Here is a 16,877-nt window from a genome sequence, read left to right as displayed (position 1 = left end):
TATCCATCAAATTTTAACATCTGAACATGATAAAGCCAAGGGACGATCTCCCTTGGCATCATACTAAAAAATCCTTTTTAAACTTTTTTTCAGCGGCGGCAAGTCGAGCTCTTTTTTCTCAACCAGTTTTTTGATCATATATTTGCTGTAGTTGACAGCTTGTGTATAAGATATTTTTCCCGGAAGCGGCGGTTCATCTGCTATTGCCACATCGATAATCGACGGCTTTTGTGATTGAAAGGCATTTTTCAAAGCCGGAATGAGCTCTTCGTGCTTTGTCACGCTGAAGCCCTTCCCGCCGCAGGCCTCGGCAAACTTGGCATAATCGACGTTTTCAAGCGCTGTTGCATAATTAACATGCCCTTTTTCCTGCTGTTCATATTGAATCATTCCCAAGTTCTGATTATTTAAAATCACGACAACAATGGGCAGGTCATATTTGACAGCAGTCGGAAAATCGTGCATGGACATGCTGAAGCCGCCGTCTCCGCACACGGCTACAGCTTGGCGCTCCGGATTGGAAAGCTTTGCGGAAATCGCGCCTGGAAGACCGCATCCCATCGTGCCAAGCCAGCTTGAAATCAGAAAATCCTGATTGGTCATATTAAAATGGCGCGCCGTCCAAACCGTCACATTTCCGACGTCAACAGACAGGACCGCATCATCGGCGACTGCGTCCTCAAGCCTTGCAATCACCTGCTGAGGCTTGAGCGGTTCTGTCGCCACCTGTTCGTCTTTTTCAATTTCATAGCGCCACTTCCTCATATGTTGTATACAGCTTTCCAAAAATGCGCGGTTCGATTTCCGTTCAATGGTTTTCGTCAGTTCCATAAGCCCTTTTTTCGCATCGCAGACAAGGCCGGCGGTGACAGGATACCGTTTGCCGATTTTCGCCGGGTTGTTATCAAGCTGAATAGCCGGCGCATCTTCCGGAAGATAATCGCGGTACGGAAAAGAAGTCCCCAGCATGATCAACAGATCGCTTTCCTCCATCGCTTCATATGCGGGTTTTGTACCGATGTGTCCGAGATTCCCGAGCATGTGCGGGTGCCGATCGGGTACGACTCCTTTCCCGGGGAGCGTAACGATGATCGGTGCGGCCGCTTTATCGGCAAACTCGAGCAGCTCATCTCTTGCCGATTTCATTCCCTTTCCGGCTAAAATCACCGGCTTTTTCGCATGATTAATCAATTGTGCACACTGCATCAGCTGGCTTTGCTTCGGTTGAAGATCGCCTTCAATATAAAGCGCAGACGTATAAACCGGCTTCCGCTTAATCTTTTCCGCAAACAGATCATCGGATACGCTCAGTACGGCGACCCCTTTTTGGCTGTAGGCGGTACGGATCGCCTGATTTAAAAGGTCAGGCAGGGCTTCGGCCGAATGAACCTGCTGATTAAAGACAGCCACATCCTCAAACATTCGTTCAAGACCGATCTCCTGAAAGTAATCTCTTCCGATTTCATTCGAAGACACCTGCCCTGTAATCGCCAGCACAGGCGCCCCGTCAGCTTTCGCGTCATACAATCCGTTCAGCAGATGAACGGCACCCGGGCCCGCTATCGAAAGGCAGACGCCGATTTTGCCTGTCAGCTTCGCATCAGCTGCGGCAGCGAGAGCAGCGGTTTCTTCATGGCGTACTTGAATGAAGCGGAGGCTGTTTTCTTCATGCCGCAATTCATCGATAAATTCGTTGACGCTGTCCCCCGGCATGCCGTAAACATGATCAATATTCCATTCCTTCAGCAGTTCTGCAGCTACTTTTCCTGCGGTTTTGTTTGCCATATCACGTCCTCCTTTGTTTCTTCCATACCACTTTTTCGCTGCCGGGAAACGTGATCCGGCATGCTGACGAAAGTGAAGGAAACCACGACAGCGGCTGTTTCATGCTTTGTGTTCCCAGCCGTACTCATCTCGCATAAAGATCTCTCCGCCACACTGCTGAACTTGAAGCCATGCCCGGTAAATCCGGCGGCACCTATCCTAAGCACCACTCCATGTATACATGATCAAATCTACTAAAAGGCTGCCGCTCATTTTGATATGCCCCAGCGAAGTTAGACAATAAAATGTCATGAAGCGGTTAGACTGGCATGAGTCCGGAATTGTATGGCACTCATGCCTTTTCATTTGGTCTTCATCCTTTAGAGCAATTGCGGCGCAGTTCATTCACACAAGTGTTGAAACTTTTTTTAATATTTAAATTGTTATAATTTAGGTTCAGAGTTATAATTTAACAGAAATAAACCGAATTTGCATAGCATCGATGAAAGTTAAGATTGTTAAATCCTTCGTCAAACACAGGGGTGGTCGTGGCGGCAACTATTATAATCTGCTTTTGTAAAATTTTTAGCATTTGATACTGGATTGTTTATCCAATCATCCTGATCTGTTGGGTCAGCAGTGCTCGTACGTATGTGAATCCACCTGTCATGCGGCATTGTATCAAGGTTACTCCATTTTAGAAGGACAAGCTGGTCTATTCTATTAATGCAGATACCACGACAATTTCAATCCGCTTGTTAAGTCTCCTCGGCACGTTAGGTATTCATAATGCTGCAGATTATCAGTTTCAAGTGCTGTGGAAGCCATCTGTCTTCGAGATTCGGTTGTTGCGATCTGAAGGTAATTTCACTGAAACTATAGTCGAAACACTCAAATCTTCTTATCTTATTAACCGTATACTTCATAGTCTAAGTTTCGGGTGAAAAGGAGAGACGCGGATCGTCAAGGTAAAGTCCCTCTCTTTTATCAAAAGAATTTAGAATTGGAGGCATTTACATGTTATCAGAAATAGAAAAGGGGCTTGAGGGCCTGCGTGTAAAACTTGATCGTATTGATGAACAACTGTTGGATACATTGAAAGATCGTTTAGAATGCTGCATTAAGATTGGATTATACAAACGCGAGTATAATATTCCGATGATGCAGCCGCACCGAATTAACTTTGTCCAGGAACGGGCAGCTCGATACGCTGACGAGAATGGTTTAAGTCAAGAGTTTTTGCGTAACCTTTATGAGCTCATTATTTCTGAAACGTGCAGGGTTGAGGATATCGTAATTGACCATTCAGAAAATCGGAGACAGGACATTTCTTCAAGCCTGGCCGGCCAAAAAAGAAAAAGGGAGGAATTGTTTAATGGGGGCAGGGATACAAACACTTCTAATTGACAACTATGATTCATTTACTTACAACCTGTATCAATTGATCGGCGAAGTAAATGGCCGACCGCCAATAGTTGTCCGTAATGATGTGGACTGGTCACAAGTGCCGATTGATGAGATTGACAACATCGTGATCTCCCCAGGCCCCGGTCGACCGGAACGGGTTGAGGACTTTGGTATTAATGCAACTATTATTCAAGAAGCTAAGCTGCCAGTCCTCGGAGTCTGTCTTGGACATCAAGGCATAGCTCATTTGTTTGGCGGGAAGGTGAACCACGCTTCTGAGCCTATGCATGGACGAACATCAGTCATTCACCATTCAGGGGTTGATATCTTTGACGGGCTTCCTCCTGAGTTCTCTGTCGTACGCTATCACTCCCTTGTCGTTACTGATCTGGGTGATGATGTGGAAGCAATTGCGTGGACAAAAGATGAGTTGATTATGGGGCTTCGACACCGCAATCTGCCGATTTGGGGTGTGCAATTCCACCCCGAGTCAATCTGCAGTCATTATGGGCACGAGTTGCTTGCCAACTTTAGAGACCTGACTCCGAAGCGCACTGAACGATCCAGACCGTCTCCCAAATTAAAGGAGCCTTCCCATTCTAAAAGCGATTTCTACCGGATTCATTTTCGAAAATTATTGGGATTTCCTGACGCTCAGTTAAGTTACCAGACACTATTTGCTGATGCACCTCATGGATTCTGGCTTGACAGCAGCAGTGTCATCGAAGGCTTGTCACGATTTTCCTATCTTGGCGATGGTGCGGGAGAGAATGCTGAATATTTGACCTATAGAGTAGCAGAGGGTGTTGTAAAAGTACAACGTTCGGGTCAAGAGACGGAGTTCATTCAACAGTCATTTTATGATTATCTTGATGAGCAAATCCGCCGTCGGGCAACATCTACTCCGGAAGGCCTTCCCTTTGACTTCAATCTCGGCTATGTGGGCTACATTGGCTATGAGCTAAAAGCTGAAACTTGCGGGAGCAGCCGGTATCAATCTGAGATTCCTGATGCAGCCCTGCTTTTCGTTGACCGCATGCTTGTTTTTGATCATCTTGAACAGGAAGCCTATCTGTTGTGTCTTTCGACTGGGGATGAGGATAAGCAAGCACTCAACTGGCTAAATACGGCAGAGCGAATCTTGAATGACATTCCTGCTGCAGCAAACGATTCGGACAAGGATTCAGTCCTTACATCCGTGCCAGACCACAATATCCCAATCGAGTTTCGGCATAACCGGCCTTCTTATCTTCAACTGATCAACAATTGCTTAGAAGAAATCCGCAATGGTGAATCCTATGAGATATGTTTGACTAATTCCGCAACTGTTTATACCCCTATAGATCCTTGGATTACGTATACGCATCTGAGAAGAATCAGTCCGGTTCCCTATGGGGCATTTTTAAACTTTGCGGATGCAGCAGTACTAAGTGCCTCTCCGGAACGGTTCCTCTCAATCGGTGCTGATCGTATCGTTGAGTCCAAACCGATCAAGGGTACCCGGATGAGAGGCAGGACTTCTGCTGAAGATCACCAATTACGAAATGAGTTGCTAAGTGATGAAAAAGATCTCGCAGAGAACTTAATGATCGTTGACTTAGTCAGAAATGACCTTAACACTGTTTGTGAAATAGGATCTGTTCATGTACCTAAGCTTTTCGATGTAGAAACATATGCACCAGTTCACCAGTTGATCTCGACGATTCGCGGCACTATACGTCCGGACAAATCAACGGTTGATTGCGTCCGCGCTGCTTTTCCAGGCGGTTCGATGACCGGTGCTCCGAAAATTCGGACGATGGAAATCATAGACCGACTCGAGAAGGGCCCCCGCGGTGTCTACTCGGGCAGCCTCGGCTGGTTTGGACTGAGTGGAGCTGCGGATCTTAGTATTGTTATCCGCACAGTTGTTGTGACCGATGACAAGGCGACTTTTGGTGTCGGAGGAGCGATCGTAGCATTGTCAGATCCAGAAGAGGAATTCAAAGAAACTCAGGTTAAAGCGCGAGCTATGGTCTCAGCTATCGCAGCAGCGGAAGTCTCTGCAGTGGGAGGTTCAAGATGAGTCAGGAAATAAGGCAGTGTGTGATTGCGGGAGGAGCCGGCGGCGTTGGCGGGATGTTTGCAGACCTTCTTGAAGAATCGGGTGTTGAAGTATGTATTATCGATATGAATCCTCCTTCCGTTCGTCGACAATTCATGAAATGTGACATCACTGTTCCGACTCCACAGGCCAAAGATAAGATCCAAAAGGCCGACATGGTGATGCTCGCTTTACCAGAGACCGCGGCTCTTCAAGCAGTAAAAGTTGTCGGGGCGTTAATGAAGCCTGATTCTCTCTTGGCGCACACTCTTTCTGTACAATCACCCATATTTAACAAAATACACGCTTTGGGTTTGCCTTTCGAAAGCATAGGTCTTAACCCTATGTTTGCTCCCAGCCTTAGTATCGTGGGTAGACCGGTAGCTGTCATCGTTCAAAACGATGGGCCTAAAGGAAGTCATTTGATTCAGATGATTTTAGATTGGAAAGGTCGTCCGGTGCTATTAGAAGCTGAGGAGCATGATCAATTGGCCGCGGCTTTGCAGGCACTCACTCATGCAGCGATACTCACCTTTGGATTGGCGCTCGCAGAATTAGATGTTGACATTGCAAAACTTGGTTCTCTTGCACCCCCTCCGCATGCAACTATGCTTGCGCTACTGGCACGGATTAGTTCTGGAACACCGGATGTGTATTGGGACGTCCAATCCGTGAACCACCAAGCAACGACGGCTCGTGCTGCACTGGCTGAAGCAGTTGCATCGTTGAATGAATCGGTGAGGGATCAGTCCGTATTCACCGAACTGATGCGTAAATCCCGAGAGGTATTTGGATCTGAAATAGCCCATTACCAAGATCTCTGTACTAGTATCTTTGAAGGTCCAATCGCACCAAAGGAGGGAAAGCACAGCCAAACCAATCCCCCGGTTAATTGAATTTTATAAACAACTGATTCCTTTGAACAGCTTTCCGGGACAAATAGAAGTATGAAAATGTCGTGTAGATTCGCGACTTTTCCACTGACAAGTTCACTAGTTTTGTGATATTTGGTCACATTAAAACAGCCTGCCGTTTCCGGCAGGCTGTTTGATGATTATTGATCAAGCTTCAGCTTCTTCAGCTGTTCGGCGAGCGCGTTGTTGATTGGCTCATCTTTGTTTTGCTTTTTCATGTAGGAGTGTACATCGCGTTTTGATGCTTTTGAATTTTTGTCTTTTGCCCTGCGCTTTTCGAAAACGGAGAGTTTTTCTCTGTGGCCGCAGACGCAGGCGAATGTTTGGCCTTCTCCGTGTCCTCGCAGTTCCATGCGCTTATGGCAGTTCGGGCAGCGGGCGTTCGTCTGTTTGGCGACTGTTTTGCGGTGGCCGCACTCCCTGTCCTGGCAGACGAGCATTGTGCCGCGTTTGCCGTTTACTTTCAGCATCAGTTTTCCGCAGTCAGGGCAATGGGTCCCTGTGATATTGTCATGCTTAAACGTTTGATTGCTGCTTTTGATTTCTCTGATCGTCTGCTTTGCGTACTCCTTCATTTCTTTGATAAAGGCGGAGGATTTCAGTTTTCCTTTCGCAATGCCTGACAGCTTCTGCTCCCATTCAGCGGTGAGGGCAGGAGATTTTAAATCTGACGGAACAAGCTCAAGGAGCTGTTTTCCTTTTGAGGTGATATAGATATCTTTTCCTTTTTTCTCGATCAGGAACGTGTTGAACAGCTTTTCGATAATGTCGGCGCGTGTTGCCACCGTCCCGAGTCCGCCCGTCTCTCCGAGAGTTTTCACAAGGTTTTTTTCTTCTCCCTGCATAAATGCGGCCGGATTTTCCATCGCAGACAGTAATGTTCCTTCATTAAACCGCGCCGGCGGTTTTGTTTCACCCTTCGTCTCTGTCAAAGACCGGACGGACAGCGTGTCGCCTTTTGCGAGTTTAGGAAGGGTTTGATCCTTTTCTTCCTCGTCATCATCTTCGTCTGCGAAATCGTACACCGCTTTCCAGCCTTGCGACTGAACGGTTTTCCCTTTTGCCGTAAAGGTTTCTCCGCCGATTTCGGCAAACACTTTAGTTTCTTCATATTCAAACGGCGGCATTAAAACGGCGAGAAAGCGCTTCGCGATCAAATCGTAAAGCTTTCTTTCCTTTTCGCTTAACGCACCGAGCGCAAGCGGCTCTTCCGTCGGAATAATCGCGTGGTGATCGGATACTTTCGCATCGTTAACAAAGCTTTTATTGGCTTTAACGCCATGCTTTAAGATCCGGGTCACATGCTGAGCATAAGGCTTCACCTGCATGCCTTCCAAACGGTCTTTCAGCGTAGGGACGATGTCATTAGAAAGAAATCTTGAGTCCGTCCGCGGATAGGTGACGAGCTTATGCTGCTCATAGAGCTTCTGCAAAACGGACAGCGTTTCTTTTGCGGAAAATCCGTAGCGTTTATGGGCGTCCCTCTGCAGCTCGGTCAGATCATAAAGTCCGGGGGCAAAGCTTTTTTTCGCCGTTTTTTTCAAGTCGACGATAGCGGCCGGTTTGCCTTGCAGCGCTCCTGCAAGCTGTGACGTCACAGACGCGTTGAAAGTGCGGGTCTGCTTCGTTTTCTTGTCCTGCCACGTCAGCGTCATACCGTCAACCGCTGCACGCAAGCCGAAATAAGGGACGGGTTTAAAGTTCTTGATATCTTCCTCTCTTTTCGCGATCATCGCCAATGTCGGCGTCTGTACGCGTCCGCAGGAAAGCTGGGCGTTGAATTTCGTTGTCAGCGCCCTCGTCGCGTTGATGCCGACGATCCAATCGGCTTCAGCTCGAGCCACGGCTGAATGGTAAAGGTTTTCAAAGTCTTTGCCGTTCTTTAAGTTTTTAAATCCGTCTTTAATCGCTTTGTCTGTGACCGATGAAATCCACAGGCGCTTCAATGGCTTCGTAATCTTTGCTTTTTCGATAATCCAGCGGGCGACAAGCTCGCCTTCCCGGCCGGCATCGGTTGCTATGACGATGTCTTTGACGTCTTTTCTGATCAGCTGCGATTTAACCGCCTGAAACTGCTTTCCGGTCTTTTTAATGACGACGAGCTTTAAAGGCTCGGGGATGATTGGCAGATCTTCAAGCCGCCAAGACTGGAATTCCTTTCCGTATCCTTCAGGGTCCGCCAATGTGACCAGATGGCCGAGCGCCCATGTCACGATATAGCGGTCGCCTTCAAGATATCCGTTTCCTTTTTTATGACACTTCAGCACGCGGGCCAAGTCACGGCCGACTGAAGGTTTTTCTGCTAAAACGACTGTTTTAGACAAGTCCATCACATCACTTTCTTGTTCATGCATCCTTTTATTATAACAGATGATACAGATGCAGCTCTAATGTTCATGATTCCTTTATTTCAATTTCAGAAAAAATGACGTGTGTCACGGTTTGGGCATATGGTGATGTTTCATTGATAAATGCTTCGATCTGCGCCAGGCTCTCTGCATTGATTTTCAGCATATAGCAGGCGGCTCCCGCGATCCGGTAGCAGAATTCAATATTCGGGAGGCGTTCGATATATGCTTTAAACCTTTCGTATTCCCCGTTTTTCACCGTTGCTTCAATGATGCAGGATACGGGAAGGCCGACCTTTTGGTAATCGATGTCCAGCGTATATTTTTTAATGACGCCGAACGATTCGAGCCGCCTGACCCTTTCGGTCACAGACGGCGCGGAAAGGCTGATCTTCCTGCCCAGCTCCCGCATCGATAAACGGCTGTCTTTCTTTAATTCGGCTATGATTTTAAAATCGAGGTCATCAATTTTCATATGTAACTTTATTCCCTTCATTCTATTTCATCATTTTAATATTATCATGAAAATTCTTTCGTTCGAAATTCATTTTTCACTTCTGCTTATATATGATTATGAAGAGGTGATCATCATATGACAAGAATCAATTTTTCAGACAGAGGAGAGACGCCGTTTCAGCGGCTGCTCGGACACTCCGAAAGCCTGATGTCAAACTGGACGGCTTTAGCTGAGGAGCTGTCAGGAGACGGCTTTTTATCAAAGGAACTAAAGGAGCAGGTGCGCCGCGTGCTGGCTCAGGGAAACGGATGCGAATATTGCAAGGCAAAGGGGAAACCCGAGATCCCGAATCAGCAGAAAACGAGCTTTGCAATGGGGTTTGCAGAGGTCTTTTTGGCGCAGAGGGAGCGCGTTTCAGACAGGCAGTTTGATGTTTTAAAAGAAGTGTTTTCAGAAGAAGAAATAACGGAATTGACCGCATTTATTTGTTTTACGACTGCCCAGCAATATTTCGGCGCTTTAATGAAGCTTCCGGCAGACGCATAAATCCAACGGAGAAAAAACCTGTCATATTTGTCCCCTTTTGGTTTATAGTATAAAGGTAGACTATCACTCCACAGGAGGTATACTATGCTGCAAACGCCGATTGGCCGCCTTCGGTTGATGGGTTTTATTGAAGGCATGTCGCTTTTAATCCTGCTGTTTATCGCCATGCCGCTTAAATATTGGGCGGATTATCCGATGGCCGTTACGATTGTCGGATCGCTTCACGGCGGATTGTTTATTTTGTATTTGTTTGTTCTGTTGTATGCGACTTTTGTGCTGAGGTGGTCTGTGAAATGGCCGGCTGCCGGTCTTGTGGCCGCATTTGTTCCGTTCGGCAATTTCCTTTATGACCGGGGACTAAAAAAATATGATCAGTAAAAACCGCCGGGAAACCCGGCGGTTTTTTTGATCACTCATTTAAAAAGCGTTTCAGCTCTTCCTTGTTTTGTTCAAGGTCTAAATCGAGGACCGCCCCGTATGTTGGATCGTCTTTGTTCGTGAATGATCCGTCAACCGGGAGCCTGAAGCTTTTGGTTTCTTTTACGCTTCCGAGCAAAAAGTCTTTGCCGAGGGAGAAGATGACGCCGTTCGGAATGTTTGTTTCAATATACGGATCGACGAGCCCCCACAGCTTCGGAAGCTGGGCGATATTTCCGATGCTCATCGCTTCTTTTTGAAGCTCTGAAAAGATTTCCTGCTGTCTTCTGACCCGTCCAAAATCGCTTTCTCTGTCATGCCTGAACCGGACATAGCCCAGCAGCCTATCACCGTGAAGAATTTGTTTTCCCGGCTGCAGTGTCATGCCGATTCCGTACGACATTTTTTTCGGAACGTCGACTTCGATGCCGTCAGGCGCCACCGCATCAACGATTTTGGCAAAACCTTTAAAATCGATGATGGCATAATAGTTAATGTCCAAATCAAAGGATTCTTTTAATGTTTTTCTGACGAGTTCCGGGCCTCCGTATGCATAAGCCGCATTGACTTTTTGCTTGTCATATCCCGGTATGTCGACATAGCTGTCCCTCATAATCGAAATCAATTTAGGCTGTTTCTGCTTTTTATTATAATGGATCACCATCATCGAGTCAGACCTTGAATGGTCTTCCCCTCTTGAATCGATCCCTAGAACGAGGATGTTCACTTCATCAAGATCAGAGCCTTCCCCGTTAAATTCAAACTGACCGTCTTCTTTAAAATCCCCGTCAGATTCGGATAAGCCTTTTTTGTATTCAAAGTAGGTATAACCCGCTGCTGCTATGATAACCAGCAACATTAAGGTAAACAGGCGCTTTATGATTTTTCGCCTTTTTCTTTTCGGTTTTCTTACTCTTACTCTAACCCTCTCCACTTTTATCACCGCCACACATAAGACTATCACAGGATTAAACAGCGGGCAATTAATAAAAGAAAGATCAAGCCGTCTAATCGTGTCGAAAAAGATAATCTTTTGTTTTCATTTGTTTCATTTTGAAAGAAAAATGATCGAATTTTGATCTTTTCGTCAAAAATCGACTACATCCACTTCGTCATCCATGCGATATAGTAAGAAGCCGGGATAAACAGAACTTGGGCAAAAATCGTCCCGGCCACCCTCGATGTTGCCATCGTGATCGAAGCCCATTTCAAATAGGTGTAGCTCCGCCTCCCTTTTGCTACGTCATCTGCAAGTACCGAAACCTTCGGATCGACAAACAGCGCCAGCAGCATCGTCGCCACCCCGTTGACAAGGCCGGAAGCCATCACCGCGGTCGTATGCCTTTCGGGCACGAGGACGCCCGCATAAAGAGCGGCAAGAACGCCGATTGTATAAATCGCCGTGATGGCCATGTTCAAGACAAACAGCCGCTTCGGTATGTAGCAGAACCGAAAGTCTTTCACATATTCCAGACTCGGTCTTCTCGCATAATGCTTGGCATGCTTGAAGATATTTTTTGAGAACGCCTTGCGAAACACTTGCAAAACGGAGCCGTTTTCCCCTGCCAAGTGAACAATCGCTCTCGAAAATACGGCGACAAACGTCGGCAGAAGCAGCATTCCGAAAATTGTACCGACGGTTGAACCAAAGATTAAAAACCGAAATTGGCTGCCGACGAGGGAAAGTGCGTCCGCACCCGCAACATCGACAAGCTTCCCCGTCACAGGCTGCTGAACCATATTTGACATTCTTGAGACGATGACCATCACATTAAATAATGACAGCGCCGATGCGATAAATCCGACTCTCGCGCCTGACAGACGAGCGGCGTATGCGAGCGTTTCGATGGAATGGATCAGCAACAGAAAACAAAAAATCAATAGTACCTTAGATGTTAAAAAGTCCATTTCTCTTCCTCCAGTCTATAGGTAAGACTGTTTTCAAAACGCAAACGTTTCGGCAAATCAAAAACCGCCCCGGCAAAAGCCGAAGCGGTCTCAATTATCATATTTATTCGAGCAAATAATTTATCCGCTGCCAAAGGCGGTCATTTGAATTTCGTAAAAGATCAGCATCTATCGTTCCGAGTTGAAAGTAAACACCATGGAATTTCTGATACAAGACAACGAAAGCCCTACCTCTCATTCGTCCTTGCGGCTCCGAAGCCGCGCCAGTGTGAATTGTGAAACAAAAAGTCTTTTTTCCCTCTATCCTGTTAGGGGCGGGTCAGAGGAAGAAATCAGTATCTTCTAAGAAAGAAAAAAGAAGTCTACTTTCCATTTATTTGCTCTTTTGCGTGTTCCTGTTTTTTATTATACTACAGTTCGTCCTTGATGACAAACTGTTAAGCACAGCGCGCTACAGATCCAGCGTGACCGGGGTGCTTTCACCTTCATTCATCAGTCTGATTTCCGAAGGCTCAATCTCAAGCACGGTCAAGTTCGGATCGTCCTTTCCGTCAAACCAGCGCTCAAGCTTTTCATCCCAGATTTTGTCCTTTAAATCTTTTGAATGGTTGAGCTTTGCCGTACCTGTGATTTCAAGGTATGCATCGCCTAATCCTTCGCCGTTATAACCCAACAGCACGTGGACGTTCGGATTGTTATCAATTTCTTCTGCCTTGTGCGTCTCATCGCTTGTCGGTGTATAAAGCGTCAGCCCGTCGTGGAAAAAGGTCATGTAGCGGGAATGAGGTTTGCCGCTTTCGACCGTTGCAAGCGAACCGATTTTATGATGATCGAGAATGTCGAGCACTTTGTTCTTCAATTGCTGCTGATCCATTTTAAGTTCCCTCCTTTGTATCGTCTCCACTGTTACTTTTCCACAATGTCTTGTATATTAAACAATTGAGCGGAGGTTTTTGACGTGAATATTTTCATATCGTTTGATGCTGAGGCTGATATGGGCTACATTGCTTTGACGGAAAACCGTGCCGGGTCTGCCGCAGCAACCGATGATATCGGCAATACGGCTTTGGCTGCAGACTTTGACCGCCATCAGCGGATGATCGGTGTCGAATTTCCGGGGAAGGCGGCTCCGGAAATAGCGCGGCTTGGAACGCTGACCGGCAGAAAACACAAACTTGAACCGGCTTTCCTAAACGGCGCCCGCGTTCATCGGTTTCGACCGACGTCACAGGAAGCGGTCAAAACACTTTGTGTGAACGGTGTTCAATTTTATTTTGCCGATCATGACGGACAACGCTTCATCGGCTTTGATGTGTTTGATCGGACGGAAAAAAGCGAATGAGATTGGCTCCCATTCGCTAAATTCTCGGGTCTGTAAACACATCGTGATCATCGGTGCTTGTTGAAGAAAACTCCGTAACCACAGCACCTTCACTCCCCGCTTTGAACCAATGTTTCGTATCCGGCGGAATCGTGTACTGTTCGCCGGGTGTGAGCTGAATTTCGTGCCAAACGGTGAAATGCTCGATATCCTCGTGCGGCGGCAGAACGGCCGGGACTTCCGTTTTTTCTCCTTCTACATACAAATACACTTTTCCGTATCTGCACCTGAATGTCTCTTCTTTCCCTTCCTGCCCGTCTACGGGAGGATGCCGGTGTTCGGGGCATGTTTGTTCAGGGAATAATACAAGCTCTTTGGCACAGTAGCGGTCTGTGTTGACATAGACGAACAGCTGAAGTCCCAGCTTATTCAGCTTATTTAAACCGTAGTCCATGATTTGGATGTTTTCTTTATCATCGTCGCTCAGCGCGATGCCCGCTTTCTCGTAGTATTCGATTACGTCTTCCTTTATCACCTTCACACGAGCTTCCCCCTTTTATGTCGTGATAAAGTCTCCGCCGTTGACGTGGAGGGTCTGCCCTGTCATATACGAAGAATCGTCAGATGCTAAAAGCACATAGCAGCCCACATGATCCACCGGCTGACCTGGACGGCCCATCGGTGTATTTGTACCGAACTTCGCCACTTCCTCACCTGAAAATGTGGACGGGATCAGCGGCGTCCAAATCGGTCCCGGTGCAACGGCATTGACGCGGATGCCGTCTTTGACGAGCGCCTGTGACATCGACCGTGTAAATGCATTGATCGCACCTTTTGTTGCCGTGTAGTCAATCAGCTGCGGATTGCCCCGGTAAGGGTTGATCGATGTTGTATTGATGATCGCGCTGCCCGGCTCCAAATAATCGATCGCTTTTTTTGTAAAGTAGAAATAAGAGAAGAAATTTGTTTTAAATGTTTTCTCAAGCTGTTCACTGGAAATCTCTTTAATGCTGTCTTTTGGATGCTGTTCGGCCGCATTATTGACAAGAATATCAAGACGGCCCAGCTCCTTTACAGTCTGTTCAACCGCGTCATTGCAAAATGCTTCGTCTCTGACGTCTCCGGGAAGCAGCATGCATTTGACGCCTTCTTTTTCAACCCGCGCTTTCGTCTCCTGAGCGTCCTCATGTTCATTTAAGTAGACGATCGAGATGTCCGCGCCTTCTTTAGCATAGGCAACGGCAACTGCCCTGCCGATTCCGCTGTCGCCCCCTGTAATCAGTGCGACCTTTCCTTTCAATTTATCCGTCCCTTTGTAATTTTCATCTTCATAGATCGGACGCGGGTTCATGACGCTTTCGATGCCGGGCTGACGGTCTTGCGTCTGTGCCGGCTGTCCGTTTGTCTGCTGATTGCGCAAATCCATTTGTGATTCCTCCCTTTAGCTGATATTACTAGACTTTTAACCGGAGAAATTTTTGTTTAAACATGACCGTGTGCGCGAAAAATGAAGAAAGCCCCGGGTGACCGGGGCTTTTACCACTCTTTATCCTGTATAAACCGGTGAAACAAAACGTTCAGCCTTCCGTACAGCTGCTCGCGGTCTCCGGTCTGGTACGCTTTTATACTTTCGTCACTTTCAATCATCGAAGAGCTGATCAAGCTCAAAATCTCGGAACCTTCCGGAGACAGATCGGCCGGCGCCAGCATGATAAGCATCCGCGTCATCTTCATGACGCTTCCGTCCATCCCTTTGATCTCGAACGGTTTGGATAGATCATAAGCTTTAAAGAGGGGAATCGCGGCCGCTTCGCTTTTTAAATGGAACAGTGCGAAGGTGGTTCCGGGAATGCCGAGGCCCCCCTGTGCTTCTCTTGTCATCAGCCCGCCGGCCATCTGCCCTGCATCCGTAACCAGACCTTGATCTTCAAGGGTGCTGCAAAGGCGTTTGACCGTATGTTCCAGGCTTGATTCAGCTTCCAGCGTTTCAACTGTAAAATGGCTCAGTAAATGTTGAATGCCGGCTGCGTAATGGCCGATTTTCCGCACAATCTGAAGCATATCAGGAAACGGCTCCGGTTTTTTGGGAGCCATCCGCTTTTTCCGAAGGATGAGCGGGATTTTCCGGGTGAGCTGGTGTTTGATCTGTTTCACATCTTCTGTGTCAAGGAGCGGACTGACGGTGACGCAGTCAATGTTTTCATATGGGATCGGCACGGTTGAAACGATGATGTCATAGGCACCGGTATTTTTCGATTTCAGCTCCATCAGCGAGGATATCTCAAAGGAAGCGATTTCAGGAAGCTCTTTTTTCAGCCGCGAGGCCAGCATCTTTGATGAACCGATTCCGCTCGAACAAATCACGAGCGCGCTGATGTCTACTTTTTGTTTGCTCATCTCAAGCGCCGATCCAAAGTGAAGGACGATAAAAGCAATTTCTTCATCTGGAAACCGGATTTCCGGAAAAAATGTTTCGACGCCTTCCTCTATGGCCATATATAAGAGAAAATAATCTTTTTTGACCTGTTCTGTTAACGGATTATGCACCGACATCTTTTCTTTGATCCGGATGATCGCCGGTTCAAGGTGGGCGATTAATCCTTCATAAAGCGAATGGTTGCCTGTTAAATTCGTGCCCGTTTTTTGCGAGATGAAATCGATCAGCTTTTTCGTCCTGAGGGCGGTATCCAGCTCGATATCTTCCGCTCTGTAGTCGATTTTGAAGCTTTTGTTGGCGCTTCTTAAATGCATCGTTATATAACCCGCCTCAGCTTCGGGGATCTTCACGTGAAACGCATTTTCAAGCTCCTTTGCAAGCGCAAGCGCCAGTTCAAACTCTTTCGTACGCTTCAGGTCCGTCAATTCTTCTTCATTCATATTAATCATTTCACCGAGCTGTATCCGCTCGATCGCAAACGTCAAGTGGACGACGAGAGCGATGTATGCACTGTCGGAAAGGGAAAGCCCATACTTTTCTTTCATCTGAAACAGCACTTTTTCCGCTTTCAGCAATTTCCCCCTGCTGACGACACCGAATATTTTCTCCGGCGCTTCGTTCTTGCCTTTAATATTCATTTCGATTGTTTCCAGAAACTGCTGAACATCGAGCTTGTCGGCCATCAAGTTTCCGACGATTTTTCGCTTGGCATCCTCCGGCCCCCTCAGCTCTATGCCGTAGCCTCTTTTTCTGATCAGCGACAGGCCGAACGGAGCGATCCACTTCTCCAGCTCGTCAAGATCGTTGCTGATCGTTGCCGTCGTCACCTGCAAGTCATTGGCGATTGTATAAAGCTTGATCGGTTCTCCCGCTTCAAGCATCGCGCATAAAATCAAAAGCTTTCGTTCATCGGCACTGTATTCGACATGGCTGTCCCGGGACAGATCTTCAAGAAGCCGCTGTTTGTCTCTATAGACACCGACCAGTTTCAAGCCTTTTCCCGGCTGCTTATCAAGCTGAAGACTGTACTTGTCCAGAACGGATTTAACCGCTTTGAGCTCGCGGTGGACCGTTCTTGTGCTGACTTCAATATAGTCGGCAATTTCATTGACTTTGACATAGCGGTTTTGATGCAAAAGGTATTTCATCAATTTTTGTTCCCTTGCTGTCATATACATAAAACGCCGCCTCCGGTGTTGTCGTTTTTGCGGGAGTGAAAGGGGGTCCGGCGGTTGAAACGGTATCCCTATCATAAAACGCTGTTAAGAAATCTTC

At 47.1% G+C, this 16,877-nt stretch carries 15 protein-coding genes; 6 read left to right on the top strand and 9 right to left on the bottom strand.

Annotation, left to right across the window (positions count from 1 at the left end; genetic code table 11):
• Window positions 1–63 precede the first annotated feature (63 nt).
• Window positions 64–1,785 carry a pyruvate oxidase gene (locus CP943_RS02985; RefSeq protein WP_020450230.1) on the bottom strand — a complete coding sequence of 574 codons (1,722 nt, stop codon included), beginning with the start codon at window positions 1,783–1,785 and terminating at the stop codon, window positions 64–66.
• 996 nt (window positions 1,786–2,781) lie between these two features.
• On the opposite strand from CP943_RS02985, the gene CP943_RS02980 reads away from it, so the two are divergent.
• From CP943_RS02980 to CP943_RS02970, 3 genes are read left to right on the top strand one after another with little or no spacing between them, the layout of a single operon-like run.
• Window positions 2,782–3,171, top strand: a complete 390-nt coding sequence (locus CP943_RS02980; protein ID WP_103750282.1) for a chorismate mutase family protein — start codon at window positions 2,782–2,784, stop codon at window positions 3,169–3,171.
• A complete protein-coding gene (gene pabB, locus CP943_RS02975; protein ID WP_105980727.1) occupies window positions 3,140–5,236 on the top strand; it encodes an aminodeoxychorismate synthase component I in 2,097 nt (698 codons plus the stop codon). The genes CP943_RS02980 and pabB overlap by 32 nt, the downstream gene beginning before the upstream one ends.
• A complete protein-coding gene (locus tag CP943_RS02970; RefSeq protein ID WP_103750280.1) occupies window positions 5,233–6,150 on the top strand; it encodes a prephenate dehydrogenase dimerization domain-containing protein in 918 nt (305 codons plus the stop codon). Before pabB ends, CP943_RS02970 begins: the two co-directional genes overlap by 4 nt.
• Before the next feature lie 158 nt (window positions 6,151–6,308).
• Here CP943_RS02970 and CP943_RS02965 read toward each other — a convergent pair whose 3' ends face one another.
• The gene (locus CP943_RS02965) at window positions 6,309–8,492 is read right to left on the bottom strand and encodes a DNA topoisomerase III (RefSeq protein ID WP_023857894.1); all 2,184 of its coding nucleotides are present in this window, start codon (window positions 8,490–8,492) and stop codon (window positions 6,309–6,311) included.
• 70 nt (window positions 8,493–8,562) lie between these two features.
• Window positions 8,563–8,991 (bottom strand): transcriptional regulator LrpC, encoded by a 429-nt coding sequence (locus tag CP943_RS02960; RefSeq protein ID WP_023857895.1) that lies wholly within the window; start codon window positions 8,989–8,991, stop codon window positions 8,563–8,565.
• Window positions 8,992–9,108: 117 nt separating this feature from the next.
• Between CP943_RS02960 and CP943_RS02955 the strand changes: the two genes are divergently transcribed.
• Window positions 9,109–9,519 carry a carboxymuconolactone decarboxylase family protein gene (locus CP943_RS02955; RefSeq protein ID WP_020450223.1) on the top strand — a complete coding sequence of 137 codons (411 nt, stop codon included), beginning with the start codon at window positions 9,109–9,111 and terminating at the stop codon, window positions 9,517–9,519.
• An 84-nt stretch (window positions 9,520–9,603) separates the two neighbouring features.
• The gene (locus tag CP943_RS02950) at window positions 9,604–9,897 is read left to right on the top strand and encodes a DUF3817 domain-containing protein (RefSeq protein ID WP_020450222.1); all 294 of its coding nucleotides are present in this window, start codon (window positions 9,604–9,606) and stop codon (window positions 9,895–9,897) included.
• A gap of 31 nt (window positions 9,898–9,928) precedes the next feature.
• On the opposite strand, the gene CP943_RS02945 is transcribed toward CP943_RS02950, so the two are convergent.
• From CP943_RS02945 to CP943_RS02935, 3 genes are all read right to left on the bottom strand, one after another.
• A complete protein-coding gene (locus tag CP943_RS02945) occupies window positions 9,929–10,870 on the bottom strand; it encodes an LCP family protein (RefSeq protein ID WP_023857897.1) in 942 nt (313 codons plus the stop codon).
• Between the two features lie 164 nt (window positions 10,871–11,034).
• Complete coding sequence (locus tag CP943_RS02940; protein ID WP_023857898.1) at window positions 11,035–11,844, bottom strand: lipid II flippase Amj; 810 nt, start codon at window positions 11,842–11,844, stop codon at window positions 11,035–11,037.
• 451 nt (window positions 11,845–12,295) lie between these two features.
• Window positions 12,296–12,718, bottom strand: coding sequence for a pyridoxamine 5'-phosphate oxidase family protein (locus CP943_RS02935; RefSeq protein ID WP_023857899.1), 423 nt, complete (start codon window positions 12,716–12,718; stop codon window positions 12,296–12,298).
• Window positions 12,719–12,802: 84 nt separating this feature from the next.
• Here CP943_RS02935 and CP943_RS02930 point away from each other — a divergent pair, with 84 nt between their 5' ends.
• A complete protein-coding gene (locus tag CP943_RS02930; RefSeq protein ID WP_025810091.1) occupies window positions 12,803–13,186 on the top strand; it encodes a DUF2283 domain-containing protein in 384 nt (127 codons plus the stop codon).
• A 16-nt stretch (window positions 13,187–13,202) separates the two neighbouring features.
• Here the strand turns inward: CP943_RS02930 and CP943_RS02925 are convergent, their stop codons facing one another.
• The 3 genes from CP943_RS02925 to CP943_RS02915 form a co-directional block, all read right to left on the bottom strand.
• Complete coding sequence (locus CP943_RS02925; RefSeq protein ID WP_105980726.1) at window positions 13,203–13,706, bottom strand: D-lyxose/D-mannose family sugar isomerase; 504 nt, start codon at window positions 13,704–13,706, stop codon at window positions 13,203–13,205.
• A 15-nt stretch (window positions 13,707–13,721) separates the two neighbouring features.
• Window positions 13,722–14,591, bottom strand: coding sequence for an SDR family oxidoreductase (locus CP943_RS02920; protein WP_023857901.1), 870 nt, complete (start codon window positions 14,589–14,591; stop codon window positions 13,722–13,724).
• Window positions 14,592–14,701: 110 nt separating this feature from the next.
• Window positions 14,702–16,780, bottom strand: coding sequence for a BglG family transcription antiterminator (locus tag CP943_RS02915; protein ID WP_105980725.1), 2,079 nt, complete (start codon window positions 16,778–16,780; stop codon window positions 14,702–14,704).
• Window positions 16,781–16,877: the final 97 nt, after the last annotated feature.

It is taken from the genome of Bacillus paralicheniformis, assembly GCF_002993925.1.
Lineage (GTDB): Bacteria > Bacillota > Bacilli > Bacillales > Bacillaceae > Bacillus > Bacillus paralicheniformis.
The sequence above is the reverse complement of the archived record's forward strand: the minus strand, read 5'-3'. Positions and strand labels throughout refer to the sequence as shown.

Excerpts from the sequence above, each read along its gene's own strand:
- CP943_RS02985 (WP_020450230.1), bottom strand. The coding sequence starts at position 1,785 with ATGGCAAACAAAACCGCAGGAAAAGTAGCTGCAGAACTGCTGAAGGAA.
- CP943_RS02980 (WP_103750282.1), top strand. The coding sequence starts at position 2,782 with ATGTTATCAGAAATAGAAAAGGGGCTTGAGGGCCTGCGTGTAAAACTT.
- pabB (WP_105980727.1), top strand. The coding sequence starts at position 3,140 with ATGGGGGCAGGGATACAAACACTTCTAATTGACAACTATGATTCATTT.
- CP943_RS02970 (WP_103750280.1), top strand. The coding sequence starts at position 5,233 with ATGAGTCAGGAAATAAGGCAGTGTGTGATTGCGGGAGGAGCCGGCGGC.
- CP943_RS02960 (WP_023857895.1), bottom strand. The coding sequence starts at position 8,991 with ATGAAAATTGATGACCTCGATTTTAAAATCATAGCCGAATTAAAGAAA.
- CP943_RS02955 (WP_020450223.1), top strand. The coding sequence starts at position 9,109 with ATGACAAGAATCAATTTTTCAGACAGAGGAGAGACGCCGTTTCAGCGG.
- CP943_RS02950 (WP_020450222.1), top strand. The coding sequence starts at position 9,604 with ATGCTGCAAACGCCGATTGGCCGCCTTCGGTTGATGGGTTTTATTGAA.
- CP943_RS02940 (WP_023857898.1), bottom strand. The coding sequence starts at position 11,844 with ATGGACTTTTTAACATCTAAGGTACTATTGATTTTTTGTTTTCTGTTG.
- CP943_RS02935 (WP_023857899.1), bottom strand. The coding sequence starts at position 12,718 with ATGGATCAGCAGCAATTGAAGAACAAAGTGCTCGACATTCTCGATCAT.
- CP943_RS02920 (WP_023857901.1), bottom strand. The coding sequence starts at position 14,591 with ATGGATTTGCGCAATCAGCAGACAAACGGACAGCCGGCACAGACGCAA.
- CP943_RS02915 (WP_105980725.1), bottom strand. The coding sequence starts at position 16,780 with ATGTATATGACAGCAAGGGAACAAAAATTGATGAAATACCTTTTGCAT.